Raw genomic sequence first — 25,670 nt, forward strand, 5'->3', positions numbered from 1 at the left:
TTCAGAACTCGTTCTGGATGTGCTTGTAGCCGAGCACCAGTTCGTTGTTGGTGCGGGCTACGTCTTCGGAGAATTCGCTGGCGTCGGCGGGGACCTGGGGCAGGGCAGCGAGATCGGTTTCCGGGCCGATACGTTCTGTCGAGCGGACATAGAACCCCGCCGGCAAATGCACGCCGTCGACGACCGCGTTGTAGCGAACCACACAGCCGTCCTCCACGGTGCAGTTGAACAGCACGCTGTTGAAGCCGATGAACACGCCGTTACCTACCTGGCAGGGGCCATGCACGATGGCGCGATGGGCGATCGACGTGCGCTCTCCGATGCTGACCGGTGCACCGGACTTGGAGTGGATGACCACTCCGTCCTGGATGTTGGAATGGGCGCCGATCACGATGGGGTCGATGTGCCCATTGGCATCCATTTCATCGGCGCGGATGACCGCGTATGGACCGATGAAGACGTTTTCCTCGACCACCACCAGGCCGCAGAGGATGGCAGTCGGGTCGACGAATGCACTGGGGTGGATTTGCGGCAGGTCGCCGCGGGGGTTCTTTCGGATCATTGAAGGCTCACGTATTGGTACTGGCAGTTGTTGTGCTCGATTGTGGAAACCGATGACGCGCCCCCAGCAGCAAGCGCCGTAGTGCCGTCAGATGAGGGAATTCGACCAGCATGCCGATCACCATCGCGGCATAGATCAAGGGTTGGCCCGGCAGCGCGGCCATGGTTACGGCCAGCATCAACGGCGCATTGCGTGCAGCAATGGTCATCGTCAGCAAGGCGTGCTCCGGGTAGCGCAGATGGCATAGCCGGCTGATGCCCTCGCCAAGCAGGAAGGTCAGCGCGAAGAACACGAAGACCGCCAACAGCACCCAGGCGAAGACGGCGCGGTGTTCCAGGATCACCGGGATGTTCCCGGCAAAGATCTCCAGTACCAGTAGCGCGATCACCCACGGGGTGCCCTGATCCACGCCATGCAGCAAACGCTCGAAACGGACTGCACCCAGCAATCGACGCAGCCCCTGATGGGCGAGCACCGCGGCCACTAGAGGCTGCAAAAACCATTGCAGCAGCGTGCTGCCGATCACGTCGGCTTCAACCTGTACGGTGTTGTGGGTGAACCACTGCAGGTACAGCGGATACAGCAGTAACTGCACTACCATGTTGAGTGGGATCAGCGCAGTGCCGAGCGCCACGTTGCCGCCGGATAAGCGGGTGAAGCCGAGAAACCAATCGGTACAGGGCGACATGAAGTAAATGACTAGCCCGATCATGATCAGTGGATGGTCGGCGAGGAAGATCGAGGCCACGCCATAGCCGATCCAGGGCACCAGCAGGAAGTTGGTCGCCAGTGCGATGCCGAGGAAGCGCAGGTTGCCTAAGGCCTGTACGAGTGCGCTGAAGCGCACCCCGAAGAACAACAGGCCGACCAGCACGAGCAAGGTGGGGTCCACACGTTCCTCCAGCCATTGCCCGCTAACCGGAAGGAAGTGGCCAAGCAGTGCTCCCAGCGTGATACCGGCTATCAGCAGCAAGGAGGTCACGGCTAGGCCGGGCAGCCGTTGCGCGGGCAATGAGCTCAGCATTGGCAGCTCTCGCAGCAGTCACTGTTGCCGAACGGTCCCCAAGCCCCGTCGCCTGCGTGCAAGGCAGAGGTGTCGATGTCCAGACGTTCAGCTATGTGGCCGGCGATCAGAGCGAAACGTTGGCGGAATTTGTAGATGAAGCAGTAGATGAGCGGGTCATGACGTACCTGCGGGCCGACCAGGAACAGCCCGGGCGTGCGGATGGATTCGTCCAGTTCGCTCAGTACGAGCCGGTCTTCCTCGTCCCAGTCCCAGAGCTCGGTTATCTGCCGGGCTCCGCCGCCCTTGAGGAAACCTGTACCAAGAATGGGCGCGTGCTCCTCATCCCAGTATCGGCCGTCACCCGCATGGATGCGGTAGCGGTTCTCAGCTTCCTGTGTGATAGCCAGTACATCCACCCCGAACACAATCTCCAGGCGTTCCGTACTCATCGCCTGGCGAAGTCGGCCACGGGTATAGGGTGACAGTGACAGGCTGGGGTCGTAGGAACTGTCAGGCTCCCAGGTGGACTTGCGGGCCAACAGGCGCACTGTGCGGCCTAGTCGAACCAGTTGCACCGCAGCGTCGACGCCACTCTCATACCCCCCAATCACCGTGTAGCGCGGCGCGTCGAAGTCTGCCCAACTGGAGACTTGCGCATAGTGAGGACACCATTGTGCACCTGGGAATGGAGCCAGATCGGGAAACTGGTACTCACCTGTCGCCCAGACCACGAAACGGCTGTGCAATTCACCCTGTGCGGTAGAAAGGACGAATCCGCCCTCCGGAGCGGGCATGACCCGCAATACCTTGCAATCCTCCATGATGGGAAGTTCATGTTCTTGGGCGATGAAAGTCAGATAGTGAGCGTACTGTTCGCCGCTCGGGTGTTCGGATCCGGTGACGATGGCGGGTGAGCTGGTTTCGTTGACGGCATTGAGATCGGTCAGTCCGAACGGATTGCTATGGAAGGACGGGGTGATAAAGCGTGTCTGCTGTGGCCAGCGACGGAGAGACTCCCCAATGCGGGTACCTTCGAGTACGCCATAACGAAGCGTTGGCAGTTTGTCCAAGGTCAACGCCATACCGATGCCGGCCGGACCTGCCCCCACAATCACAACGTCAAGGCTACGCATGGGCACCTCCTTTAAAACGGGAATCCGCATTGGTTCCAGGCATTTGTTGCGTGCGCTTGTTTCCGGGCTGTGGATTGGCTGGGTACTCGCCGTGCTTGAGGCGCCCGAGGAGGGTGGGCGCGTACCATTCATGGCTGATCGCCAGCGGTGGGATCAGCATTGGCTGTTCTCCTCGCTGGATCTGGGGGTACTGGGTCGTACCCGCCGGGGTGCAGTGGGTGACAGCGTCCTATACGCATCAAGGTGAGCCATGAGCCCTTGAGCGCGCCATGGGTTCGCAGCGCCTCAATGGCATATTGCGAACAGCTGGGCTGGAAGCGGCAGCGTGGACCGAGCAATGGGCTGATGAGCAGTTGGTAGCCGCGTACCAGCAGCACCAGTACTCTGGCGGGGCAGCGCTTCATGACTGCTCCTTGGCGACTGGACGTAACTTTGATCCTGCAGGGCTGTCCTCGACCCTGAAGCCCAGACTTTCCAGTTCTTTGCGCAGATCATCTGCCTGGGCGAAATCGCGGCGTCGACGTGCCTGTTCACGTTGCTCCAGCAAGGCCTTGAGCCTGCTGTTATTGAGATAGGATCTGACGGCTGCCGGCGTTGCCGGACATAGCGTTGCCAGGGCCGCATGAGGCTCCTGTTGCAGCAATCCCATCAGTCCGGCAGAGGCCAGCAGCAGTGACTTGGCATGCGCCTGCCGGGCCGGAGTGTCCCCGTCATCGAGCTGTTTCAACAAAACGTGTAATCGCCCCAATGCGCCTGGGATGTTGAGATCATTGCGCAACGCTTCCAGTACCTCGGGATCTATTTCGGTTCGCGGCAGGACGGGTACCTGTTCGACCTTTGCCAGGCTTTGGTAATAGCGCGTCAAGGTCTGCTTCGCAGCCTGGAGACGCTGTGCGTTCCAGTCCAGCGGCCGCCGGTAATGAGAGGACAGCAGCGCCAGCCGGATCGCTTCGCCCGGCGCCTGCTCCAGCAGGTCGCGTACCAGCAGCACATTGCCTAGCGACTTGGACATCTTCTGCCCATTCACCGTAACGAAGCTGTTGTGAGCCCAGTGGCGGCAGTAGAGCTCGCCGTGGGCGCAGGTGCCCTGGGCGATCTCGTTCTCGTGATGGGGGAAGATCAGATCCCTGCCGCCACAGTGGATGTCGACGGTGTCGCCGATCAGTTGGCCAATCATGGCGGAGCACTCGATGTGCCAGCCTGGCCGACCGTATCCCCATGGGCTATCCCACCCCGGCATGTTGCCCATGGAGGGTTTCCAGAGTACGAAGTCCAGCGGCGAGCGCTTGTACGGAGCGACTTCGACCCGCGCCCCCGCGAGCATGTCCTCTGGCTGGCGCCCGGAGAGTTGTCCATAGGCCGGGTAGGAGGGCACATGGAACAGCACGTGGTCTTGCGCGACGTAGGCATGGCCTTTGTCAATCAGCTTTTGAACCAGCCCAACGATGGCGGGAATATGCTCGGTGACGCGGGGCTCGAAGGTGGGCGCCAGTACATTCAGCGCCTGCATGTCCTCATGGAAGGCCTTGATGTAGCGATCGGTGATGATGCCGATGGGAACGCCTTCAGCCTGCGCGGCGGCATTGATCTTGTCGTCCACGTCAGTGAAGTTTCGGACATGGATCACCTCGGCATAGTGCTGGCGCAGCACTCGCGCAAGGACATCGAATACCACCGCGGGACGGGCGTTGCCGATATGCGCGTAGTTGTAGACCGTAGGCCCGCAAACATACAGGCTGACCCTGTCGGGGTGGCCTGTGCGCAGTGCCTGCTTGCGGCGCGTCAGGGTGTCGTGGAGTCGAACAGCCGAGGTCATGTCTTCTCTTCCTGGTGCGCCGATGCCAGTTGGCGGAACAAGCCGAAGGTGGCTTCGATGGTTTCCCGGCCGACGTCGCGGGTGATGAATACGATGCGTGAGCGATGGTCCTCGCTCGGCCAGGTGGGCAGGGGAACCGGAGGGTGAAACAGGTGTTGCACGCCGTGCAGTACTATGGGGCTCGCATGGCCCTCGACGTTGAGGATGCCCTTGACCCGAAGGATGTTGTCGCCCGCGATGGCCATCAACAGGTCCAGCCAGTCGCCGAGAAGATCCTCGGGTAATGGCTCTTCCACCGTGAAGCAGAATGCCCTGATGTGATCGTCGTGCCGATTCACGTCGTCTTGCGGCCTGGCGTGCAGCGCGGTGTGCCGGGACGGGCTGACGACGAAGGCATGGTTGGCGGGCGCCACTGTGACGAGGGAAGGTCTGCTGTACGCTTCCTCCTTGAGCCAGCGCTCCACATCGGGCGTCTTGCGCTCGCTCGAGAACAGGCCCAGGTTCAGCAGCTTCCCGGCGCCGATCTCGCCATTGCGGACGATCCAGCGAGGGGCCGCCGGGTTGATGCCGTTCAGCCGCCGCTGGAGTGCGTCGTGTTGCTCCGAGCTGGCGACGTCGGCCTTGGTGAGCAGCAGGACATCGGCCATCGCCGCCTGCTTGACGGCTTCCATCTGTCGATCCAGCGTAGCGAGGCCCGTGGCGAGATCGATGGTCGCCACGAGCCCGTCGAGCCGGTATCGCGATGCGATCTGGGGATTGCTCATCAGGGTGTGGAGGATGGGCGCCGGATCCGCCAGGCCGGTCGTTTCGATCAGGACGCGTCGGAACTGGCGCTGCCCATTGCGCGAGAAACGCCAGTGGATGTCCCGCAGTGTCTGCACCAGGTCGCCGCGTATCGTGCAGCACAGGCAGCCGCTGGACATCTCCATGACCAGGTTTTCCGTACTGTGGGCAACCAGCAGGTGATCCAGCGGCATTTCGCCGAATTCGTTGATGATGACCAGCGTGTCGGCCATTTCCGGCTGACGCACCAACTGGTTGAGCAACGTGGTCTTCCCGCTTCCGAGAAAGCCGCTGAGGATGGTAATGGGGATCAAGCCGGATTCCTGATTCATGACCGGGCTCCGTTTCGCGCTGGCGAGACCTGGGCGTCTGAGCCGCTTCGATAAGCGGGCTCAGGTGCATGGATGGGGGACTCGCCGCCTTGCATGCCGGCCCGATCAAGCACGGCCGGGAGAGGCGAGGCTCCGGATATGTAGATGTCTGAACGTAGAGCGCTCATGCTCATTCCTGACCGGGTGCTGTCCCGTCCTGCTTCGAGGGCGGCCGGAGAAGAGGGCGGCGGCATCAGGGCCAATCGGCGAATGGCGCTCGCCAGCTCACCCAGGCGTCAGGCCCCTTTGCCATTTCCTGGTCCGTCAGCAGGCACGCGTCGAATCGTGCGCGTAGCGCGGTCTCGTCCATGCCTATGCCGATCAGCACGAGTTCCTGGCGCGCATCGCCTACGTTCTCGTCCCATTTCGAGCGGATGATGGCCCGTGACTCCGGATCCTCGGGCCATTTTTCGGGGGGGATGGCCGCCCCACCAGTAACCTGCCGGTGGATGCCGGGCGACAGCGCCGGCCTGCGACCAGGAGCCGGCCAGCAGCGGATGGCTGGCCAGCCAGAAGTAGCCCTTGGATCGGACCACGCCTGGCCATTGGCTTTGCACCCACGTGTAAAAGCGCTGGGGATGGAATGGCCGGCGTGCGCGATAGACGAAGCTGTGGATTCCGTATTCTTCGGTTTCGGGCGTGTGGGTGCCGCGCCACTCCTGTAGCCAGCCAGGGGCCTGCGAGGCGGCCGCAAAATCGAAGAGGCCGGTTTGCAGAACGCGGTCCAGGGGGACGGCGCCGAATTCCGCGAACTCGATTCGGGCCCTGGGGTTGAGCCCTTTCAGAATGGCGAGTAGATGGTCCCGGTCTTCGGCGCCGATCAGGTCCATCTTGTTGAGCACGATGACATCGCAGAATTCGACCTGGTCGACCAGAAGGTCGACGACCGTGCGTTCGTCTTCATCGCCCAGGGACTCGCCGCGGGAGGTCAGGCTGTCCCGCGAACCGTAGTCGCGCAGGAAGTTGAACGCGTCGACCACCGTGACCATGGTGTCGAGTTGCGCGACGTCGCTCAGGCTGTGGCCGCTCTCGCTTTCGAAGGTGAAGGTCTCGGCCACCGGCAAAGGCTCGGCGATGCCGGTGGACTCGATCACCAACTGGTCGAATTTCCCTTCCCGGGCCAATCGATCCACCTCGAGCAGCAGGTCCTCGCGCAGCGTGCAGCAGATGCAGCCATTACTCATCTCCACCAGCTTTTCGTCGGTGCGGGATAAGGCGGCGCCGCCTTGCCGCACCAGATCGGCATCGATGTTGACTTCCGACATGTCGTTGACGATGACGGCAACGCGCCGACCCTCGCGATTGTTGAGGATGTGGTTGAGCAATGTGGTCTTCCCGGCACCGAGGAAACCCGAGAGAACGGTGACTGGGAGTTTTTTGAAGGGCGGTGAATTGCGTTCAGGCTCTTTCATGGCTTCAAGGCTGCTCAGCATATTGAGATCGTCGTGCGGGAGCGCTCACTTGCGTCCCGTTGATGCGCCGCTTGCACAGGCGGCGCACGTGCCGCGTATTTCGAGGGTGCTGCCAAGTGAGAAGGCGTGCTTCGTGATCCAGCGTTCCAGGTTGCCGCTGATGTCACCAACGTTGAGTTCATCGATATGGCCGCAGGTGTCGCAAATGGCGAAAGCACATAACCCGGGCGTCGAGTGCTCTGACGTGGAACTGCTCACGTAGGCGTTCAGTGACTTCAGGTGATGCACCAAGCCGTGCTCCGCCAGTTTGTCCAAGGCCCGGTACACCTGCGTCGGAGCGTTGAAACCCATGCCGCGCAGTTGCGCGAGCAACGCATAGGCCCCTATCGGGCCACCTGCGCGCTGCAGCATTTCCAGGACATGCCGCTGCTTCTGCGTCAATCGCATCAAGGCTCTCCTGTCTGCGTCTTGCGACACTTCAAGAAAGGTAACGTTATAACATAACATTTTTCAAATCCAGCCCTGAGTCCATCATTGGTGGTCATCGACCCGCCCTATAGATAAGAAACCCTGATCGTGAAATGGCCTGCTTTCGATCCCGAGGGCTGCCCGGTTTGTACGCGGTCTTAACTTTAATCAGCAATTTATTGGCCCCATCGGCAAGCGCGTGGCCGAACTGGGCAGGGGCATCGGCATGCACGTGGTCTTCCATGACCGCGGCGGTCGCTACGCCGGGCCCAGCTACGTACCGCTGGACACGCTGCGGCAGCTCAGCGACGTGCTGATGATCAACTGCCCGCTGACCGACGAGACCCGCGACCTGGTCGGCGCCGCCGAGCTGGCGCGGATGAAGCCCGACGCGGTGATCGTCAACACCGGCCGCGGCGGCGTGGTCAACGAGGCCGCGCTGATCGAGGCGATGCTCGCCGGGCGCCTCGGCGGCGCCGCGCTGGACGTGCTGGTGGACGAGCCGGTGCAGCCGGACAACCCGATCCTGCAGTTGATCGAGCAGGACATCTTCATCCTCACGCCGCACGTGGCCTGGAGCAGCAACGATGCGATGCAGCGGCTGATCGACCAGAGCGTCGGCAACATCGCCGAGTTCGTCGCCTTGAGCGACGGCGCGCAACGGCTCGGGGTGCTCAAGTGAACACCGGCCCGGCCTGCCGCGCGGCGGGCTGAGCTTTAACGATCTCCACTTGTGCTGCCCACCGGCAAAGGTGCGCAGCACTTTTTTATCAGATGCAACCTGACGTCCAACGACAATCAACGAGGTATGCAGATGAATCGCCCCCCGCTGGAACAGCTCGAAGGTGAGCTCTACGACGTCGTCGTCGTGGGCGCTGGCGCCGTGGGTTGCACCGCGGCCCGGCAACTGGCCGGGCGCGGCTTCAGCACGCTGCTGGTCGACCGCGGCGACATCTGCGCCGGCACCTCGTCGCGCTCGAGCCGCATGCTCTACTCGGGCCTGGGCTACCTGGCCGCCCGCTACCCGCTGTGGCAGATGCCGTTCCGCCCGCTCGACATGCTCCGGAAGCTGCGCTACACGCGCGACGTGATGCAGTGCCGGGCCGAGCTGGTGCGCGAGATGCCCGGCCACCTGACCCGCCACCGCTTCCACTATCCCTTCCGGCAGGGCGACCGCTACCCGACCTGGCTGGTGGACATGGGCTTCCGGCTGGTGGAGGCCCTGGGCGGCTGGAAGGTGCCCCTGGCCTTGGCCTACCGCCGCCTACCCCCTGCGCAGGCCGCCAGCGAGAGCGCCCTGGCGGCGGGGCTGGGCGGGACGCTGAAGGGCGTCGTCGTGTTCGAGGAATACATGTACGCCTGGCCGGAGCGCATCTGCGTGGACATCGCGCTGGACGCGGAGCGGCGGGGCGCGCGGATTCGCACCTATGCCGAGGTGGAGAACATAGCCCCGGCCGCGGAGGGCTGGGAGGTCACGCTGCGCGAGCGTGCCCCCGAATGCATCGGCCGGGCGCGGCTCAAGGCCCGCCTGGTGGTCAACGCCGCCGGGCCCTGGATGGACCGCGTGCACGGCGCGGGCGGCGATGTGGCCCGGCGCGTGCTGGGGATCAAGGGAGTGAACCTCATGGTCCGCCTGCCGGCCGCCTACCAGGGGCAGGGGCTGGAAGCGTTCTCCAGCAGGAGCGAACCCTTCTACGTATTCCCCTGGCGGGACTACCACTTCATCGGCCCCACCGAAACCGTCTTCACCGACGACCCGGACGAGGTGCGCGTCCAGGATGCCGAGATCGACTACATCCTCGGCGAGGCCAACCGGCTGTTCCCCGACCTGAAGCTCGGCCGCGAGCACGTCCACCACTGCTGGTGCGGCGTGCGCCCGACTTCGAGCCTGGACGGCCGGACCACCAGCCTGCCTGTGCGCCTTTCCGAGGAGCCGCAACGGCCGGGCATCCTCACCCTGACCAGCTCGACCATCATGCTGCACCGGCACGCCGCCAGGCTGGTCGCCAAGGCGGTGGAGGCGCGCCTGGGCAAGCGCGGCAGGGCGCCCAAGGGCCTGCTGGCCGGCAAGGCCATCGACCTCGCCGACCTCGACAGGATCATCGCCGGCGAGCACGTGGTGCGCATTGCCGACCTCATCCGCCGCCACCTGCGCGATGGCCTCGACCCCGACCTGGGACGGGGCAGGGCGGAGGCGCTCTCGCGGATCGCCGCTACGAGGCTCGGCTGGTCCGAGGCCCGTCGTCAGGAAGAGCTGTGCCATTTCGAACAGGACACCGCCCAGGTATACCGCCAACTCTGGGGCGATACCCCAATTGGTCTCCCTGCTGCTGGGGATCTCAGCTTGTCTGGGACGGCATGACGGTTGTCCCGAAATGAAAATCCCCCATCCAGGGGGAGCAGAGTCTGGATGGGGGAGGTCTTGTAGACCCGCTGTGGCTGGTTATCGGGCCCGAAGGGCCACGACGTCGATCTTCAGCGTCGCGGGGTCGATGACCACGCCATAGTGCGGTTTCGCCGATTCGATGCTGATGTATTCGTCCAGCACGCCTTCCAGCACGTCGTTAGCCGGGCGCTGGTGCGGGTTGCCCCAGCCGCCACCGGTGCTTTCGCACATGAATACCTCATGACCGGCGAGGGCTATAGCGTTCATGGGTAGCGGTGCCGAGCACGCTGCAGAGGCGCATCGAGAGAGGCTGCGGGACGCCGAGTGCGGAAGTTCCTGGCGGGCAGCCTGAGGCTCCACCAGGGAGACACGGATGCAGGTCTAAGACACCGGCTTCGCCAACATGACTAGCCGGCGCCGAAAGTGTGGAAGCCTTAGCGGACGTCGGCGAAACGGCCGCGAAAGTCGACAGTGCCGGGCTCGCGAACAGGGCCTTGCCCATTGAGCGAAACCTCTCAGGAGGAATGAGCCATGACCCGGGAGGGCGCGCGGCGTAGTGGATGTTTCGTGCAGGACGCGCCAGCGGAAGCGATGGACCGCCTGGAAAGTGCTGTTTGCCTTCAAAACGCTTTTCGCCGCAAAGCTCGGGCACGCGGTTCGGCCGGGTCCCCGGTGGAGCCAAAGGCTCCACCGGGTGAGGGCTTAGCTGCGCCCGCCTCCATGGCTGTGCTGCCCGCCCTTGCGGCCGGCTTCGGAGGCTTTCCCACGGTCGTTGGCGAAGTTGCCGCCGCTTTGCTGACCGCCTTTCTTCCCTGCCTCGGAGGCTTTTTCGCGATCGTTGGCGAAGTTGCCGGGGTTGGTGTTTTTGGAAGTCATGAAAGTGCTCCTCGGATGCATCGCATCCATTGGGTGGGCCGCCAGTCGGCCCACACAGTTACTGGGAAGGCATCGCCGGACAATGGTTCGAAGAAGTTTCGCCAGTGGTTGAAGCACCGTCGGATCAGGCGCCGGAAGGCGTCCGCGAGGGGCGGAGCAGGTCGATGACCTCCTGGTCGTCGAGCTGGTGGAAGTCCCGGTAGTAGTGGCCGACGCTGTGGAAATCCTCCGGCGTCAGCAGGCACACCAGCTCGTCCACCAGCGGCCGCAGTTTCTCCACGGTGGCCGGCGGCCCCACGGGCACGGCGAGGATGATCCGCCGCGGGTCGTCCTCGCGCAGGGCCTGCAGCGCCGCGCGCACGCTGTTGCCGGTGGCCAGTCCGTCGTCCACCAGAATCAGGTCGCGGCCGCGGCGTGACGCCAGCGGTTGCTGCCCACAGTAGCGGGCGCGGCGGCGCTCGATTTCCCGCAGCTGTTCGGCCAGGCGGCGTTCGAACCAGTCGGGCGCCATGCGCAACTGGCGCAGCAGGTCCTCGTCCTTCACCCACCTGGGCGGGTCGCCTTCCACCACCGCGCCCACGGCGTATTCCTCGTGGCCGGGCGCGCCTATCTTGCGCACCAGCAGCAGCTCCAGGGGATATTGCAGGGCCAGGGAGATTTCATAGGCCACCGGCACGCCGCCGCGGGGCAGGGCCAGCAGCAGGGGGTCGTGCATGGGCCGTTCGCGCAGCGCCTCGGCCAGGGCCTTGCCGGCGTGCCGGCGGTCGTCGAATGCGTTCATCGTCGGACTCCGAAGGGGATGGTGTCTGCCGCGTCCGGCTCCGGCAACGGTTCGGCGGCGTGGCAAAGGCGTTCGCGCCCGGCTTCGCTGGTGAAGGAGGACATGCTGCGTACCTCGTCCCGTGGTTCATTCTGGTTTGAGAAGGCAGCGGGGCGGGCGTTCAGGTTTTCAGTGCGGCGGCGGGCAGAGCAGGAAGCGCAGGGCAGGGGGCCGCTGGCCCCGCTCGCGCCGAAAAGCTGACGTCAGGAAATGACGGTAACTGGCTGGCGAAGCGTCGTTATAATTTCCTCTTATACAGGGGGTGGGATTTCAACTCGCGGACGGCGTCCTGGCGCATGAGCAGGCACGGCTTTTCGTAGGATGGTGTTGAGCGAAGCGATACCCATCAGCGCAACAGCATGGGTATCGCAGGCTCAACACCATCCTGTTCCTCCAGGCGCGCGATGGCGGCGTCCTCGGCGCGGTAGGCCGGGTCGGCGAAGCGTTCGCGGAAGCGTTCGGCGAAGGCCTGGCGGTCGAGTTTCGGCGGGGCCTCGCCGAGCCGTGGCTGGAGGGTCATGGGCGCCTCCTCGGGGCCTGCTGTGCAAAGGCTCATGCAGGTGCGAAAGCGTGGCGGGCGCCGAGTTCAAGGCCGATGCCCCGGCGGCGCCAGCGCTGCCGGTCGGCGAGCGCGGCTGAACCTTGGCCCGGAGCGCCGGTCAGCCGGAGACCATGCACCACGGAGGAACACGACCATGGCGCAGCCCCCGCGCTTTCGCATCCATTACGAGCTCGAAGGCCAGCCCTGCTCCCACGAGGTGGATGCCCCCAGTGGCAACCTGACTCCCGACCAGGCGCGCTTCCAACTGGAAAGCCTGCATTCGGACAGCAACCCGGCGGACATCACCGAACTGCGCATCGTCCCGCTGACGCCCTGCGAGGGCGAACCCGGCCCCGGCGACGGCTGGCAGGCCGGCGCCCTGGATGGTGTGGCCTGAGGCTGGCGCGTGATGAAACCTTGCAAGCCGCCCCGGGCAGGGGAGCCGTCGGCATGAAGTCAGCCCTGTTGTGCCTGCTCAGGGGCTGCGAGTGGGAAGGCCGGGAGGTGCTGGAAGTGGGCCACGAGCGCCTGCTGCACCAGTGCTGCCGGCGCTGCGGCGCGCACCGCTACGCCGTCACGGCCGAGCTGCCCTGAGCCCCTGGCCGCTGGTAGAGGGCGATCGGCTGCTCGCAGGTGCGCCGGCGATGGCTCATTCGCCCTGCGCCAGCGGCAGTTCGGCGAGGCTCTCCAGGTAGGCGCCGAAACCGCCGTGGGCGCGGTATTCGCGGCGGGCGCTGGTGGTCACGCAGGTCTGGTGCGTCCAGACGATGCGCGCGCCGCAGCGTTCCAGGTCGCGCACCAGATGCACGTCCTCGTCGCAGGGCAGTGGGCGGAAGCCGCCGGCGCGGCGATAGGCCAGGGCGCAGATGCCCAGGTTGGCGCCGTGCACGTGGCGGTGGCCCTCGCGGGATTGGTAGTGGCGCAGGTAGCGCGCGCGCACCTCGGGGGCATGGGCCGACCAGTCGTCCAGGCACACCGTGCCGCACACCGCCTCGGCGCCGAAGGCCAGCTGGCGCACCAGCCAGTCGGGGCCGACGCGGCTGTCGGCGTCGGTGCAGGCCAGCCAGCGCGCGCCTAGGCCCAGCAGGTGCTGGGCGCCGGCGCGGCGGGCCTGGCCGACGTTGCGTGCGCTCACCGGCAGCACCGCCACGCCCAGTTCGGCGGCGATGGCCGCGCTGCCGTCGGTGCAGCTGTCGAGCACTGCCAGCACGGCTACCGGCTCGCCGTTCAGGGCCGGGTGGCGCGCCGCTTCCAGCAGTGACAACAGGCAGCCACGCAGGCGCTGTTCCTCGTTGTGCGCCGGCACCAGCACGCCGATCACGGGGCGGCCCCGGCGTTGCCGTCGAACCACAGCTCCAGGCGGAAGTCCGGTTCCAGGTGGCAGACCCGCGCCGGCGTGCCCATGGCCTCGGCGAGCAGGGCATGGACGGAGTCGCCGGCCAGTTCGCAGCCCTGGATCGGATGGCGCCAGTGGCAGGCCGCCAGCGCGGCGCCGCGCTCCAGGCTGGCGGCGGCGCGTTCGCAGGCCAGGCGCCAGGACTCCGCATCGAGGTAGTAGCCCAGCTCGCTGAGCACCACCAGGTCGAAACGGCCGGCGGGCCAGTCCTGGGGCAGGCCGCCCTGGCGCACGCGGGCGTGCTCGCAACTGGCCAGGCGCTGGCGTGCCAGGCTCACGGCAGTGGCGCTGGGGTCGCTGCACAGCAGTTCGTCGCAGCGCTGGGCCAGTTCGATGCTCAGTTCGCCGTTGGCGCAGGCCGGCTCGAAGCCGCGGGCGAAGCGCGGGCGCGGCAGGCAGGCCAGCAGCAGCGCGCGCTTGCGCCGTTCGTACCAGCGGGTGCGGAAGGCCCAGGGGTCGGGATCGTCGGCGTACAGCGCCTCGAAATGGCTGGCGGGCAGGCTCACAGGAAGTACACCTCGAAGGGTTGGCTGAGGGTTTCCAGCAGGTGCGGGCCGAGGATGGGGCCGGCGCCGCGGGTGGGGTCCGCTTGCAGCTGGCTGGCATGGGCGGCGATGGCCCGGCGCTTGCGCCCCCGGGCGCGCGCGTCCAGGTCCAGGCGCCGGGCCCGCGCCCAGGGCAGGTGCGGGTCGCCGGGGGCGGCCCAGTGCCAGGCCCAGATCGGCACTTCGAAATGGCGCGCACCGGAAGTAGCGGCTGCCGCCGCGCAGGCCAGGCCGACCTGCTCGTGGTCCGGGTGGCCGTCGCGGCGCCAGGTGCTGAGCAGCCTGTCGCCGGGGCGCAGCAGGCCGCGCAGGGCGGTGTCGAGGGGGGCCGCAGCGACTTGGCCGTCGGCCATGCCCAGGCGCCGCCAGTGCAGGCGCGACAGGTCCAGGCCGAGGCGGGCGAGGGCCTCGCGGCTCTCTTGCGGGCGCACTTCGCGCAGGCGTTCGCGCGTCCAGCGGGACGAGCCGGGGTGGCTGGCCTCGCCATCGGTGACCGACACCAGCAGCAGCTCGCCGGCCCAGTCGCCCAGGCTGGCGAGCAGGCCGCCGCAGCCGAGCACCTCGTCGTCGGGGTGCGGCGCCACCAGCACCAGGCGCCCGTCGCCCAGCAGCGTCTGCGGGGTGATCCGCGGCAAGCGCCGCAGCGCCCGGCAGGCGCGCCAGGCCTGCGGGTCGGTGCCGGCGCCGGCCGCGGCTATCGGGTCCTGCGCCGCGCTCATAGCGCCCAGGCCTCGGCGGCCTGGGCGGCCAGGCGCAGGCCGAGGAAGGCCAGGTCGCGCTCGCCGTGGCTCTGGCGCAGGAACACCGGCAGGTCGGCGGCCAACTGGGCGAAATGCTGGTCGCGGCAGAAGGGCGTGGCGCCCAGGGCGCGGCCGACGTGCCATTGCACCGCCTCCACGGCGCCCTCGACCTGGGCCCGCACGCGCCGGGCGCCGAGTTCGGCGCAGGCGTCGGGGTTGTCGTCGATCCAGCCGGCGCATTCGCGCAGCGCGCCGGCGGCGCCGGCCAGGGCGGCGTCCACCGCGCCCAGGTGGGCCATGGCGTGCGGGTCGTCGGTGTGGCCGTGGTGCAGGTAACTGGCCAGGCGGCTGGCCGCGCCGTACCAGCAGGCGGCGATGCCCGCCGCGCCGTGCCAGAAGCCCGGGCGTTCCAGGTAGGCCAGCGGCCCGCCCACGCAACGCGCCCCGGCTGCCTCGAAGCTGACCTCGACGCTGGCGGTGGCGGCCATGCCCACCGCGTTCCAGCCGCCCTCGGCGACCTGCACGCCCGGCTGCCTGAGGCTCACCGCCACCAGTTGCGGGCGCTGGTTCTCGTCCCGGACGCTGAGCAGCGCCTGGTCCACCTGGGCGGCGCCGGAGCACCAGGGCTTGACCCCGCTGATGCGCACCTCGTCGCCCCGGCGCGCCTCGATGCGTACCCGTTGACTTGGCGGGTCGGCGGCCCACACCGCCCAGACGCCGGGGCGCCGCGGCACTTCGGGGGCCAGCTCGGCGAGGATCGCCAAGGCATCGGTGTGGCCTTCGTACAGCTTGAGCAGCGACAGGTCGGCGCCGGCCACCGTGGCCAGCGCCTGCCAGCGCTGCAGGGTGCGGCCGCTGCCGGGGCGGGGCAACTGGTCGAGGCCGGCGGCGCACAGCTCGCGCAGGCGCCGGCCCAGCGTGTCGGGCTGGCGGCTGAGGTCGCGGGGGAGTTCGAAGTCGGCGAGGGCCTGCAGCAGGCCGGTGGGCAGGTCGTGGGACATGGCGGCTCCGGCGAAGGTCGTTTCCCAGCCGACTGCCGGGCAAGGCCGGAGGTTCAAACCGAACGCCGAACGCGCCGCCGGCCTACCGCCGGGGAAAAAAGCCTGAACTCCGCCGCCGCGCCCGCCCCCAACCAAGAGCCAGCGCGCCCATGGGCGCCGCCCACCTGATCAGGAGATGGACAGATGACGCAGAACAAAGAGTCCGGCAAGCAGAGCCAACTGGCGGGGACCCAGACCACCGACCGCGGCAACGTCAACGAGAAGCTGGAGCAGTTGGAGCGCTACCGCGAGGACGCCACCGGGCAGGCCCTGACCACCAATACCGGCACGCGCATCGCCGACAACCAGAACAGCCTCCGCGCCGGCCCGCGCGGCCCCTCGCTGCTCGAAGATTTCATCCTGCGCGAGAAGATCACCCACTTCGACCACGAGCGCATCCCCGAGCGCGTGGTGCATGCCCGCGGCTCGGCGGCCCACGGCTATTTCGAGGCCTACGAGGACTGCAGCGCGCTGACCAAGGCGGCGTTCCTGGGCAAGGCCGGCAAGCGCACCCCGGTGTTCGTGCGCTTCTCCACCGTGCAGGGCCCGCGCGGCTCGGCCGACACCGTGCGCGACGTGCGCGGCTTCGCGGTGAAGTTCTACACCGAGGAGGGCAACTTCGATCTGGTAGGCAACAACATGCCGGTGTTCTTCATCCAGGACGCGATCAAGTTCCCCGACTTCGTCCACGCGGTGAAGCCCGAGCCGCACAACGAGATCCCCACCGGCGCCTCGGCCCACGACACCTTCTGGGACTTCGTCTCGCTGCAGCCGGAGTCGGCGCACATGGTCATGTGGTTGATGTCCGACCGCGCCATCCCCATCGCCTTCCGCAACATGCAGGGCTTCGGCGTGCATACCTTCCGCCTGGTCAACGCCAACGGCGAGAGCCACCTGGTGAAGTTCCACTGGCGGCCGAAGTCCGGCACCTGCTCGCTGGTCTGGGACGAGGCGCAGAAGCTCGCCGGCAAGGACCCGGACTTCAACCGCCGCACGCTCTGGGAGGACATCGAGAAGGGCGACTACCCGGAATGGGAGCTGGGCGTGCAGGTGATCGCCGAGGACGATCAGGACAAGTTCGACTTCGACCTGCTCGACGCCACCAAGCTAGTGCCCGAGGAACAGGTGCCGGTGCAGCTGCTCGGGCGCATGGTGCTGGACCGCAACCCGGACAACTTCTTCGCCGAGACCGAGCAGGTGGCCTTCCACGTCGGCCACATAGTGCCGGGCATCGATTTCAGCAACGACCCGCTGCTGCAGGGCCGGCTGTTCTCCTACACCGACACCCAGCTGCTGCGCCTGGGCGGGCCGAACTTCAACCAGATCCCGATCAACCAGCCGCTGTGCCCGTTCCACAACAACCAGCGCGACGCCTACCACCAGCACAGCCTGCACCGCGGGCGGGCCTCCTACGAGCCCAACTCCATCGACGCCGGCTGGCCCCGGGAAACCCCGCCGGCGGCGCGCCAGGGCGGCTTCGTCAGCTACCACGAGCCGATGACCGGCAGCAAGGTGCGCGAACGCGCGGCGTCCTTCGCCGACCACTTCAGCCAGGCCGCGCTGTTCTGGCACAGCCTGAGCGAGGCCGAGCAGAATCACGTGGTGGCCGCTTACGCCTTCGAGCTGGGCAAGGTGGAGCGCCAGGCGATCCGCGAGCGCGAGGTCAACGAGGTGCTGATGAACATCGACGCCCAGTTGGCCGCGCGGGTGGCCGCGCAGATCGGCGTGCAGGTCACGGCGGAGGCTCCGCAGAACCCGGCTCCGCAGCCATCGCCGGCGCTGAGCCAGGCGAACCTGCTGGCCGGCGACATCCGTTCGCGCAAGGTGGCGATCCTGGTGGCCGACGGTGCCAGCGAAAGCGAGATAGGCGACATGCTCCAGGCCCTGGGCGCGGAGGGCGCCAGCGCCAAGCTGATCGGCCCCACGGCGGCGCCGGTCAAGACCGACAGCGGCACCAGCCTGGCGCCCCAGGGCACCTGGGACGGCCTGCCCTCGGTGGCCTTCGACGCGGTCTACGTGCCGGGCGGGGTGGCGGTCACGCTTGGCGGGGACGGCCGTGGTCTGCATTACCTGCTGGAGGCCTACAAGCACCTCAAGCCGCTGGCCTTCAGCGGCGATGCGCAGGCGTTGCCGGGGCAGTTGGGGCTGCAGCCGGATGATGGCCTGGTGATGGGGACGGCGGCGGGGGATGTGTTCGCTGGGTTGAAGAACGCATTGCTGCAGCATCGTATCTGGGCGAGGGAGGCGCAGGTGGGGGCGGTGCCGGCGTGACGTGGGGACGCTCCTACGGCCAGAAGGCACGGACGTAGGAGCAACTGTCTTGCCGGCCGCGCCGAGGTGCGCCTCAACGGATGGATTGAGCCTTGGCGAAACCCATGCGGCCGTGGTGATGGGTATCGCTTCGCTCAACCCATCCTACGGGCTTCCCGGAACTGGAGCGGACTTTGTCCGCGATTAGACTCACCGAGCGCACCGGACACCCCGATGGCACGGACAGCCCCCTCTCCCTCTGGGAGCGGGCTGGGGTGAGGGCAACGGACTTCGCCCACACACTGCTGCCAACCCTGACTCCACACTCGTCTAGCCGCACCCATCGCGGACTGGCCGCCACCGCACTGAACTCGCCGTCCGCTGCGCCAGTCCACTGCCAGAGAAGCTCCGGAGGCGGTGATGAAAAGACGCTACAGCCTGCTCCTGTCGAGCGTCCTGGCGATCCTGGCGTTGCTGCTGGTCGCGCATGTCGCGTTGCCCTACGTGATCCGCGACTACCTCAACGGCAAGCTCGACCGCATGGGCGACTACCACGGCCAGCTCGCCGACGTCGATCTCGCGCTGTGGCGCGGGGCCTACCGGATCAATGGCCTGAAGATCGTCAAGGTCAACGGCAAGGTGCCGGTGCCGCTGCTGGACGCGCCGGTGATCGACCTCTCGGTGAGCTGGCACGCGCTCTGGTACGACCACGGCATCGTGGCGCGGGTGGTGTTCCTGCGGCCGCAGCTGAACTTCGTCGACGGCGGCGACCGCCAGGACTCCCAGAGCGGCGCCGGCACCGACTGGCGCGAGCAGCTGGACAAGCTGCTGCCCATCACCCTGGACGAGGTGCGCATCGACGACGGCCGCATCCACTTCCGCAATTACCGCTCCAGGCCGCCGGTGCACCTTACCGCCAGCGCGGTGCAGGCGAGCCTGTACAACCTGACCAACGTGAGGGACGAGAAGGGCGAGCGGGTGGCCCGCTTCGAAGGCCACGCCCAGCTGTTCGGCCAGGCGCCGCTGGAAGTGCAGGCGTCCTTCGACCCCTTCGCCAACTTCGAGGACTTCGAGCTGCGCCTGCGCGCCAGCGACGTGGAGCTGCGGCGGGTGAACGACTTCGCCGCGGCCTACGGCAGGTTCGACTTCAACCAGGGCCACGGCACCCTGGTGATCGAGGCCAGGGCGGACAAGGGCCGGCTCAGCGGCTACATCAAGCCGCTGCTGCGCGACGTCGACGTGTTCAACTGGCAGCAGGACGTGGAGGAGAAGGACAAGGGCCTGTTTCGCTCCATCTGGGAGGCGCTGGTGGGCGGCGGCGAGACGCTGCTGAAGAACCAGCGCAAGGACCAGTTCGCGACCCGCGTCGAGCTCAGCGGCAACATCCATGACCGGGACGTCAGCGCGTTCCAGGCCTTCCTCGGCATCCTGCGCAACGCCTTCATCCAGGCCTTCACTGCGCGCTACGAGCGTTCCGCGCCCGAGGACTGAGGCGCCCGCTCAATGGCTGGTGGAGCCCTGGCCGCCGTCCTGCGCCGGCGGGCGGGCGAAATGGCGTTGCGGGCCGCGCGGGGCATCGCCCGGCGCCTCGACGTTGCGCAGCTCGCGGACCGGGAAGGCGAAGTCGACGCCCAGCGCCTGCACCCCGGCCAGCAGCCCCAGGTTGATCTGCTGCTGCACGTCCATGTAACGGTTGTAGTCGGCCGTCTGCATGATGTAGACGACCTCGTAGAGCAGGCGGCTCTCGTCGAAGCAGAGGAAGTGGGCGCGGTCGAACTTCGCCTCGCGCTGGGCGTCGATGATTTCCTTCACCAGTTCCGCCACCGCCTTGGCCTGCTCGGCCGAGGTCCGATAGCTGATGCCGAACTGGAAGACGATGCGCCGGGTGTTCATCCGCTTGTAGTTATGCAGCGTCTGCTTGAGCAGCTCGGTGTTCGAGCAGACGATCTGCTCGCCGCTGAGGCTGCGGATGCGCGTGGTCTTCAGGCCGATGTGCTCGATAGTGCCGGCCACGTCGCCGAACACCACGAAGTCGCCGATCTCGAAGGGCTTGTCGAAGCCGATCGAGAGGGACGCGAACACGTCGCTGAGGATGGTCTGCACGGCCAGCGCCACGGCGATGCCGCCCACGCCCAGGCTGGCGATCAGCGCGGTGATGTCGACGCCCAGGTTGGCCAGGATGGACAGCAGCATCACGGCCCAGACGACGATCAGGATCACCACCGAGAGGAGGGTCGCCATCACCGGGTTGCGGATGCCGCCGAAGCGCGAGCGGGCCAGCTCGCCGGTCCACAGGCGCACGCAGGCGTCGAGCCACAGGGCCACCTGCAGCACCAGGATGACGAACCAGCCATGGGTCAGCGCCGCCTCCCAGTTGCCCGGCAGGGCAACCAGCTTGAGGGCCAGCATCAGCGAGAAGGCGAACAGCAGCAGGTTGCTGGTCCTGTTGGCGATCGCCGAGGCATAGCGGGCCCACTGGCTGGTCCTGGCCGCCAGGCGCTTTCTCAGGGAACCGATGAGCAGGTGCAGCAGCCCGGCTACCACGAAGGCGGCGGCCACCACCAGCAGCAGGCGGCCGAGGAAGGCGAGCTCGAGCCAGGAATTCAGCGACGCCATGGTGTTCCCCCTTATCGATGCGTATGAGTAGTCTTGGTCGGGGCGAGGCGGCAGAAGTTCAGGAAAACGGCGCGCCGCGGCGGGTCGCTCGCTGCGCAAAGAACCTGGCAACCGGCCGGTTGCCAGGTTCGCGCGCACCTCAGGTTTCGCTGTAGCAGGCCATCACGCCGGCCATGTTTTCGTAGTCCTTGTCGGGCAGCTTGCCGATGGGTTCGATGAGGCTGCTGCCGACCCCGTTGCCGCGGGCCGGGTCCACCAGCATTTCCCGGTTGGCCGGGAAATCGATGCCCTTGAGGTAGGCGGTGAGGATGGCGGGCGACTTGCCGCCGCTGCCCTGGCTCGTGTTCATCTCCCGGCCGTCAGCGCTTGGCCTCGGCGTCCGGGTCGCTGTCGCGGGCGAGGAAGGCCTGGGTCAGCTCCGGCAGGTGGCCGCGCAGCCACTCGGCCATGGCCACCTCCTGCGGCAGTATCCGTTCCAGCACGGCCTGGGTCTGGGTGTCGCCCAGCGCCCGGGCGGCGGCGATCAGCACCGTGTAGGCGGCGATCTCCATGTTCTCGAACACGTAGCCGCTCATGGCGCCCTTGACCACTTCGTCGCTGACGGTCATGCCGCCGATGCCCTGGGCGAAGGCCATCAGCCGGGCGCCGACGTCCTTGAAGGTGGAGGGGCTGCTGCCCAGGCGTTCCAGGCAACCCTCCAGCAGGCGCTGCTGTTCCAGGGTTTCCTGCAGGTGCGCCTCGATGCGCGTCTTCAGCTGCGGGTAGTGCTCCAGGCGCTCGGCCTGCGCCTTGAGCATGCGTTCGGCCTGTTGCTCCATGGCGTGGGCGTCGCGCAGCCAGTCCAGCAGGTTGTCTTTCTTGCTTGTCATCGCATGGTCCTCCTCGGGTGGGGTGTGCCTGTTGGGAGGGGCGCGGCCGCGGAGCGTTCAGATTGTTTGCCCGACCGGGTGGCGGCGCGGGGCGCCGGGTGCCGCCGGGGAGAACTTCTGAACTCTCGGCCGCGGCGCTTTTCCACCGAGGGCGACACCAGAGGCTTTGGGGGCTCGGCCCCGGGAGAGAACGTGATGAGCGACAAGAACACCATCGTGCAGAAACCCCGCCCCGGCCCCGTGGCCGAACATGACGACCCGCCGAAGGCGCCGGTACGCGAGCGCAAGGGCGAACCGCGCCGGCCCGGCCCGGTCATCGAGACGCCCGAGGAGGGCAGCGACGACGAGGGGTGCGTGCAGAAGCCCCCGGCGTCGACGGAGGAGTACTCGCCCGAGGACATCGACATCCAGGGGGGCGGCGATGAGAAGCGCCCGGGCTGAGCGGCCGGGGCGAGCGGCGAAGGCAGCCGCGCCGGGGGCCGACGAGGCATCCCCGGCCGCGGCTGGCGCCGAGCGGGAAAAGCCCGGCGGGCTGTCGTTTTCCCGCTTCGCCCAGTGGCTGTCGCTATGGGCCGGGCGCCCGCCGACCTTCGCCGTGGCCTGCGCGCTGCTGGTGGTCTGGGCCGTCAGCGGGCCCTTCTTCCATTTCAACGACACCTGGCAACTGGTGATCAACACCTCGACCACCATCGTCACCTTCCTCATGGTGTTCCTCATCCAGAACACCCAGAACCGCGACACCGACGCCCTGCACATCAAGATCGACGAATTGCTGCGCACCACCCACGCGGCCCACGACGCCCTGATGGGGCTGGACGAGCTGGACGCCGAGCAGTTGCAGAAGCTGCGCGAGACCTACCAGCGCATGGGCGAGAGCGCCTGCGCCGGGGATACGCCCCAGGGCGTGGCCGACCAGGAGCAGGCCGAGGACGACCCGCCGCCAGCGCGCTGACACCCACCCGACCTGCCGAGGAGCCCCGCCATGCCAAGCCTTCGCACCTTCTGTCTCTGCTGCGCCCTGTTGTGCCTGCAGGGGCCGGCCCTGGCGCTGGACATGCCGGTCTCGGCCCCGCAGGACTTCGTCGAGGCCGCCACCGGCATCAGCTCGGCGGCGATCCGGAGCGGCCAACTGGCCCAGCGCAAGAGCCGCGCCGCGGATGTGCAGGCCTATGCCCGGGAGATGGTCGGCCGCCACGAGGAACAGCGTGCCGCGCTGGCCTCCCTGGCCCACGGCGAGAAGCTCGCCCCGCGCGAGGACCCGGGCCTGGCGGACCAGGCCCGCGAGGCCCTGCTGGGGGTGCGCGAGGCGTCCTTCGACGCCGCCTATGCCCAGGCCGAGGTGGCACTGTACGAGCGCGCCATCGAGCAGTACCGCAATGCCGCGCGCAACCTGGTGGACCCGCAGCTGAAAGCCTTCGCCAAGTCCAGCCTGCCGCGCCTGGAGGACGACCTGCGCGCGGCCAGGGCCCTGCGCGAGGCACACCCGCCGGCCGCGGACTGAGCACCGGCCCATGGGCTTCAACCAGTGGCTGCTGGTGCTCGGCGGCATCCTGCTGACCCTCGGCCTGAGCTCCGCCTACCTGCGCCTGCTGCCGGTCAGCTCCTCGCTGCTGTACCTGCTGTTCGGCCTGGCCATCGGCCCGCTGGGGCTGGACCTGTGGCAGGCGGACATCGGCCGCATCAGCCCCTGGCTGGAGCACCTGGCCGAGGCCACCCTGCTGATCTCGCTGTTCATCGGCGGGCTGCGCATGCGCCAGAGCCTGCGCTCGCCGGTGTGGACCGCCACCTGGCAGCTGGCCGGGCCGGTGCTGCTGGGCTGCATCGCCGGCGGCGCGGCGCTGGCGCACTACCTGCTGGGCCTGGACTGGGGCCTGGCGCTGCTGGTGGCGGCGATTCTCTCGCCCACCGACCCGGTGCTGGCGAGCCTGGTCCAGGTCGACGACGCCAGCGACGACGACGCCCTGCGCTATGGCCTGTCCGGCGAGGCCGGGCTGAACGACGGGGTGGCCTTTCCGTTCGTCAGCGCGGCCTTCCTGCTGCTCAGCGAGCCCCCCGGCGGCGCCCCGGCGCTGCTCCGGCAACTGCCGCACTGGCTGCTGCTGGACGTGTGCTGGGCCATTCCCGCCGGGCTGCTCACCGGCTACTGCCTGGGCTACGGGGTAGGGCGGCTGGCCATCCACCTGCGCGCCCGGCACACCGACACCAGCGTGTCGGCCAACGATTTCCTCGCCATGGCGCTGATCGCGCTGTCCTACGTGGGCGCCGAAAGCCTCGGCGGCTGGGGCTTCCTGGCCTGCTTCGCGGCCGGCATCGGCCTGCGTCACGCCGAGGTGGCCACCATCGGCAAGCGCGAGGACCCGGCCGAAGCCCAGGCCGAGGCCGCGCACGTCCGCGAGGCGGGGCAGGCCCATGGCGCCATCGCCTTCGGCGCGGACCGCGCCGAGCACCCCAAGGTCGCCGCCGGGGCGGTGATGCTCGACATCCTCTCCTTCGGCGACCTGCTGGAGCGCTCCCTGGCGCTGCTGCTGGTGACCCTGCTCGGCGCGCTGCTGGCCCACCACTGGGACTGGCGCGCGCTGCCCCTGGCGCTGGGGCTGTTCTGCCTGCTGCGCCCGGCGCTGGTCTGGCTGCTGGTCACCCGCCGCGCCCTGGCGCCGCGTCAGCGCTGGCTGCTGGGCTGGTTCGGCATCCGCGGCATCGGCAGCCTGTTCTACCTGTGCCACGCGCTCAACCAGGCCGGTTCGCCGCAGGCGCTGGGTACCGCCAGCGACCTGGTGCTGAGCGTGGTGGCGCTGAGCATCTGCCTGCACGGGCTGAGCGCCCAGCCGCTGCTCGAACGCTACGAGCGCGCCCAGCTCAGCTGTCGCTCTCGGGAATGATGGAGATCTTGCCGTTCTTCTCCAGGATGGCGAAGCGGATCTGCTCCATGCGCTCGAGGCCTTGGGTCTGGCGCGCGGCGAGGAGGATGTCTTCCTCGCGCAGGCGCGCCTCGGCCAGGCGCGCGCGCAAGGGCCGGCCGTACTCGACGATGAGCGTCGGCGAGCCCTCGATCAGCCGGTCCACCGCCGGATGGTGCAGCTTGAGCAGCGACAGGCCGACGTCGATGACGATCAGCGTGACTATCACCAGCGCCGCGTTGATCAGCGAGAAGTCGTTGCCCAGCAGGGCCTGCTGGGTGGCCTCGCCGATGATCATCAACAGCAGCAGGTCGAAGGTGGTGATGTCCGCCAGCGACCGCCTGCCGGCGATGCGGAAGAGGATCAGCAACAGCAGGTAGATGGCCGCGGCGCGCAGGACCGACTCCATGGGGCACCTCCTCAGGGGTAGATGAGCTGGTTGAATTCCAGGGCCTGGCCGGCGCCTTCCACCCGGTAGTCGAGCAGGCCCGGCGCGTCGGGCAGCAAGGTCAGGAACAGGTGCCACTCGCCGCGCTCGTCGTGCCGCCCGTGGATGGCCAGCCCGCCGCGCCAGCTGTCGCCGCGCGGCATCGGCTGCAGGCTCTGCACGCTCTGGCGGGCGAGGAAGTCGCCGCCCAGGCGCAGCTCGGCCGGGCTGCCCGGGGCGCCCCGCAGGCGCACGTGCAGGTTGTGGCTGGCGCCGATGCGGCCGAAGCGCTCGTACTCCACCTGCAGCCGGCCATCCTGGCTGGCCAGCTGGCGCGAGCTCAGCGGGCCGCTGGCGAACAGGCCGCTCAGGGCCACCAGCACGATGCCCAGCAGGACGGCCAGCCCCAGGCGCTCCAGGCGCCAGGCCCGGCGCTGTCCGGCCATGTGCTCGTCGACCGGGTAGCTGCGTTCGCTGAACTCCTCAGCGGGCTCGGCCGGGAGGGGGCGAGGATGCTCTGTCATGGCGGGTACCTTTGCTTGGCCGCTCTTTGCTGCGACTGCGGCGGCGCCGCTTGGTGCCGGCCAGCTTACCGGCGGCTGCGCTGGGCATTTTGCAGCGCACGGCGGGGCCGGCAGCGCATTCTGCTGATGTCGTCCTGCCATGTGCCGTGGCGCGGGTGCTCTGCGCCGGGCTTCGCTCCCTGGTGGCGGGTG

30 protein-coding genes and 2 pseudogenes are annotated in these 25,670 nt (G+C 67.7%); 10 read left to right on the forward strand and 22 right to left on the reverse strand.

Annotated features, from left to right (window positions below; all coding sequences use genetic code 11):
• Position 1: 1 nt before the first annotated feature.
• The 9 genes and pseudogenes from ACTWJ5_RS11800 to ACTWJ5_RS11840 all read right to left on the reverse strand — a co-directional run bounded on the left by ACTWJ5_RS11800 (position 2) and on the right by ACTWJ5_RS11840 (position 7,530).
• Positions 2 to 562, reverse strand: coding sequence for a gamma carbonic anhydrase family protein (locus tag ACTWJ5_RS11800; protein WP_064583425.1), 561 nt, complete (start codon positions 560 to 562; stop codon positions 2 to 4).
• Positions 563 to 569: 7 nt separating this feature from the next.
• On the reverse strand, positions 570 to 1,586 hold the full coding sequence (locus ACTWJ5_RS11805; RefSeq protein ID WP_064583424.1) for an arsenic resistance protein: 1,017 nt from the start codon (positions 1,584 to 1,586) through the stop codon (positions 570 to 572).
• Positions 1,580 to 2,701, reverse strand: a complete 1,122-nt coding sequence (locus ACTWJ5_RS11810) for an NAD(P)-binding domain-containing protein (RefSeq protein WP_444438641.1) — start codon at positions 2,699 to 2,701, stop codon at positions 1,580 to 1,582. Before ACTWJ5_RS11810 ends, ACTWJ5_RS11805 begins: the two co-directional genes overlap by 7 nt.
• Complete coding sequence (locus ACTWJ5_RS11815; RefSeq protein WP_444439716.1) at positions 2,694 to 2,861, reverse strand: hypothetical protein; 168 nt, start codon at positions 2,859 to 2,861, stop codon at positions 2,694 to 2,696. The genes ACTWJ5_RS11810 and ACTWJ5_RS11815 overlap by 8 nt, the downstream gene beginning before the upstream one ends.
• Positions 2,830 to 3,105 (reverse strand): membrane protein insertion efficiency factor YidD, encoded by a 276-nt coding sequence (gene yidD, locus ACTWJ5_RS11820; protein ID WP_444438643.1) that lies wholly within the window; start codon positions 3,103 to 3,105, stop codon positions 2,830 to 2,832. The genes ACTWJ5_RS11815 and yidD overlap by 32 nt, the downstream gene beginning before the upstream one ends.
• Complete coding sequence (gene cysS, locus ACTWJ5_RS11825; protein WP_444438645.1) at positions 3,102 to 4,517, reverse strand: cysteine--tRNA ligase; 1,416 nt, start codon at positions 4,515 to 4,517, stop codon at positions 3,102 to 3,104. Before cysS ends, yidD begins: the two co-directional genes overlap by 4 nt.
• Positions 4,514 to 5,632, reverse strand: a complete 1,119-nt coding sequence (locus ACTWJ5_RS11830) for a CobW family GTP-binding protein (RefSeq protein ID WP_444438647.1) — start codon at positions 5,630 to 5,632, stop codon at positions 4,514 to 4,516. The genes cysS and ACTWJ5_RS11830 overlap by 4 nt, the downstream gene beginning before the upstream one ends.
• A 232-nt stretch (positions 5,633 to 5,864) precedes the next feature.
• Positions 5,865 to 7,083 (reverse strand): annotated as a pseudogene (zigA, locus tag ACTWJ5_RS11835) (zinc metallochaperone GTPase ZigA).
• Positions 7,084 to 7,128: 45 nt separating this feature from the next.
• Positions 7,129 to 7,530: a Fur family transcriptional regulator gene (locus tag ACTWJ5_RS11840; protein WP_069865663.1), complete on the reverse strand. Its 402-nt coding sequence runs from the start codon at positions 7,528 to 7,530 to the stop codon at positions 7,129 to 7,131.
• Positions 7,531 to 7,777: 247 nt separating this feature from the next.
• On the opposite strand from ACTWJ5_RS11840, the gene ACTWJ5_RS11845 reads away from it, so the two are divergent.
• A complete protein-coding gene (locus tag ACTWJ5_RS11845; protein ID WP_444438649.1) occupies positions 7,778 to 8,233 on the forward strand; it encodes an NAD(P)-dependent oxidoreductase in 456 nt (151 codons plus the stop codon).
• A 132-nt stretch (positions 8,234 to 8,365) separates the two neighbouring features.
• The gene (locus tag ACTWJ5_RS11850) at positions 8,366 to 9,913 is read left to right on the forward strand and encodes an FAD-dependent oxidoreductase (protein WP_444438651.1); all 1,548 of its coding nucleotides are present in this window, start codon (positions 8,366 to 8,368) and stop codon (positions 9,911 to 9,913) included.
• An 81-nt stretch (positions 9,914 to 9,994) separates the two neighbouring features.
• Here ACTWJ5_RS11850 and ACTWJ5_RS11855 read toward each other — a convergent pair whose 3' ends face one another.
• From ACTWJ5_RS11855 to ACTWJ5_RS11870, 4 genes and pseudogenes are all read right to left on the reverse strand, one after another.
• Positions 9,995 to 10,168 (reverse strand): hypothetical protein, encoded by a 174-nt coding sequence (locus ACTWJ5_RS11855; RefSeq protein WP_444438653.1) that lies wholly within the window; start codon positions 10,166 to 10,168, stop codon positions 9,995 to 9,997.
• Positions 10,169 to 10,639: 471 nt separating this feature from the next.
• Positions 10,640 to 10,789 (reverse strand): annotated as a pseudogene (locus ACTWJ5_RS11860) (general stress protein); the annotation flags it as partial.
• 148 nt (positions 10,790 to 10,937) lie between these two features.
• Entirely contained in the window at positions 10,938 to 11,594 is a 657-nt protein-coding gene (locus tag ACTWJ5_RS11865; RefSeq protein ID WP_444438655.1) for a phosphoribosyltransferase, read from the reverse strand.
• A 385-nt stretch (positions 11,595 to 11,979) separates the two neighbouring features.
• Positions 11,980 to 12,153, reverse strand: coding sequence for a hypothetical protein (locus ACTWJ5_RS11870; protein WP_444438657.1), 174 nt, complete (start codon positions 12,151 to 12,153; stop codon positions 11,980 to 11,982).
• A 175-nt stretch (positions 12,154 to 12,328) separates the two neighbouring features.
• Between ACTWJ5_RS11870 and ACTWJ5_RS11875 the strand changes: the two genes are divergently transcribed.
• Complete coding sequence (locus tag ACTWJ5_RS11875) at positions 12,329 to 12,571, forward strand: hypothetical protein (RefSeq protein ID WP_009619767.1); 243 nt, start codon at positions 12,329 to 12,331, stop codon at positions 12,569 to 12,571.
• 53 nt (positions 12,572 to 12,624) lie between these two features.
• Positions 12,625 to 12,768, forward strand: coding sequence for a PSPA7_2676 family Cys-rich small protein (locus ACTWJ5_RS11880; protein ID WP_444438659.1), 144 nt, complete (start codon positions 12,625 to 12,627; stop codon positions 12,766 to 12,768).
• Between the two features lie 55 nt (positions 12,769 to 12,823).
• Here ACTWJ5_RS11880 and ACTWJ5_RS11885 read toward each other — a convergent pair whose 3' ends face one another.
• The 4 genes from ACTWJ5_RS11885 to ACTWJ5_RS11900 are packed head-to-tail and all read right to left on the reverse strand — an operon-like array spanning position 12,824 to position 15,856.
• Positions 12,824 to 13,495 (reverse strand): glycosyltransferase, encoded by a 672-nt coding sequence (locus tag ACTWJ5_RS11885; protein WP_444438661.1) that lies wholly within the window; start codon positions 13,493 to 13,495, stop codon positions 12,824 to 12,826.
• Positions 13,492 to 14,076, reverse strand: coding sequence for a methyltransferase domain-containing protein (locus ACTWJ5_RS11890; protein ID WP_444438663.1), 585 nt, complete (start codon positions 14,074 to 14,076; stop codon positions 13,492 to 13,494). Before ACTWJ5_RS11890 ends, ACTWJ5_RS11885 begins: the two co-directional genes overlap by 4 nt.
• Positions 14,073 to 14,834: a PIG-L deacetylase family protein gene (locus tag ACTWJ5_RS11895; RefSeq protein WP_444438665.1), complete on the reverse strand. Its 762-nt coding sequence runs from the start codon at positions 14,832 to 14,834 to the stop codon at positions 14,073 to 14,075. Before ACTWJ5_RS11895 ends, ACTWJ5_RS11890 begins: the two co-directional genes overlap by 4 nt.
• Positions 14,831 to 15,856 (reverse strand): hypothetical protein, encoded by a 1,026-nt coding sequence (locus tag ACTWJ5_RS11900; RefSeq protein WP_064583389.1) that lies wholly within the window; start codon positions 15,854 to 15,856, stop codon positions 14,831 to 14,833. The genes ACTWJ5_RS11895 and ACTWJ5_RS11900 overlap by 4 nt, the downstream gene beginning before the upstream one ends.
• A gap of 183 nt (positions 15,857 to 16,039) precedes the next feature.
• Between ACTWJ5_RS11900 and katE the strand changes: the two genes are divergently transcribed.
• Positions 16,040 to 18,166: a catalase HPII gene (gene katE / locus ACTWJ5_RS11905; protein WP_444438667.1), complete on the forward strand. Its 2,127-nt coding sequence runs from the start codon at positions 16,040 to 16,042 to the stop codon at positions 18,164 to 18,166.
• A 399-nt stretch (positions 18,167 to 18,565) separates the two neighbouring features.
• Positions 18,566 to 19,636: a DUF748 domain-containing protein gene (locus ACTWJ5_RS11910; RefSeq protein WP_444438669.1), complete on the forward strand. Its 1,071-nt coding sequence runs from the start codon at positions 18,566 to 18,568 to the stop codon at positions 19,634 to 19,636.
• A 9-nt stretch (positions 19,637 to 19,645) separates the two neighbouring features.
• Here the strand turns inward: ACTWJ5_RS11910 and ACTWJ5_RS11915 are convergent, their stop codons facing one another.
• The 3 genes from ACTWJ5_RS11915 to ACTWJ5_RS11925 all read right to left on the reverse strand — a co-directional run bounded on the left by ACTWJ5_RS11915 (position 19,646) and on the right by ACTWJ5_RS11925 (position 21,630).
• A complete protein-coding gene (locus tag ACTWJ5_RS11915) occupies positions 19,646 to 20,761 on the reverse strand; it encodes a mechanosensitive ion channel family protein (RefSeq protein WP_444438671.1) in 1,116 nt (371 codons plus the stop codon).
• Between the two features lie 139 nt (positions 20,762 to 20,900).
• Positions 20,901 to 21,110 carry a DUF2795 domain-containing protein gene (locus ACTWJ5_RS11920; RefSeq protein ID WP_444438673.1) on the reverse strand — a complete coding sequence of 70 codons (210 nt, stop codon included), beginning with the start codon at positions 21,108 to 21,110 and terminating at the stop codon, positions 20,901 to 20,903.
• A gap of 10 nt (positions 21,111 to 21,120) precedes the next feature.
• On the reverse strand, positions 21,121 to 21,630 hold the full coding sequence (locus tag ACTWJ5_RS11925; RefSeq protein ID WP_444438675.1) for a ferritin-like domain-containing protein: 510 nt from the start codon (positions 21,628 to 21,630) through the stop codon (positions 21,121 to 21,123).
• Between the two features lie 195 nt (positions 21,631 to 21,825).
• Between ACTWJ5_RS11925 and ACTWJ5_RS11930 the strand changes: the two genes are divergently transcribed.
• The 4 genes from ACTWJ5_RS11930 (at position 21,826) to ACTWJ5_RS11945 (ending at position 24,509) form a co-directional block, all read left to right on the forward strand.
• Positions 21,826 to 22,071, forward strand: coding sequence for a hypothetical protein (locus ACTWJ5_RS11930; protein ID WP_444438677.1), 246 nt, complete (start codon positions 21,826 to 21,828; stop codon positions 22,069 to 22,071).
• Positions 22,072 to 22,162: 91 nt separating this feature from the next.
• The gene (locus ACTWJ5_RS11935; protein WP_275630453.1) at positions 22,163 to 22,582 is read left to right on the forward strand and encodes a low affinity iron permease family protein; all 420 of its coding nucleotides are present in this window, start codon (positions 22,163 to 22,165) and stop codon (positions 22,580 to 22,582) included.
• Positions 22,583 to 22,612: 30 nt separating this feature from the next.
• Entirely contained in the window at positions 22,613 to 23,131 is a 519-nt protein-coding gene (locus ACTWJ5_RS11940) for a DUF4142 domain-containing protein (protein WP_275629523.1), read from the forward strand.
• 10 nt (positions 23,132 to 23,141) lie between these two features.
• Positions 23,142 to 24,509 carry a cation:proton antiporter gene (locus tag ACTWJ5_RS11945; protein ID WP_444438678.1) on the forward strand — a complete coding sequence of 456 codons (1,368 nt, stop codon included), beginning with the start codon at positions 23,142 to 23,144 and terminating at the stop codon, positions 24,507 to 24,509.
• Here ACTWJ5_RS11945 and ACTWJ5_RS11950 read toward each other — a convergent pair.
• Both ACTWJ5_RS11950 and ACTWJ5_RS11955 read right to left on the reverse strand, forming a co-directional pair.
• Positions 24,487 to 24,936, reverse strand: coding sequence for a DUF421 domain-containing protein (locus ACTWJ5_RS11950; protein WP_444438680.1), 450 nt, complete (start codon positions 24,934 to 24,936; stop codon positions 24,487 to 24,489). The two genes, ACTWJ5_RS11945 and ACTWJ5_RS11950, sit on opposite strands and share 23 nt — an antisense overlap.
• Before the next feature lie 11 nt (positions 24,937 to 24,947).
• Entirely contained in the window at positions 24,948 to 25,478 is a 531-nt protein-coding gene (locus ACTWJ5_RS11955) for a hypothetical protein (RefSeq protein WP_444438682.1), read from the reverse strand.
• Positions 25,479 to 25,670: the final 192 nt, after the last annotated feature.

The sequence above is a fragment of the Pseudomonas sp. A6 genome (assembly GCF_052367875.1).
Classification (GTDB): domain Bacteria; phylum Pseudomonadota; class Gammaproteobacteria; order Pseudomonadales; family Pseudomonadaceae; genus Pseudomonas; species Pseudomonas citronellolis.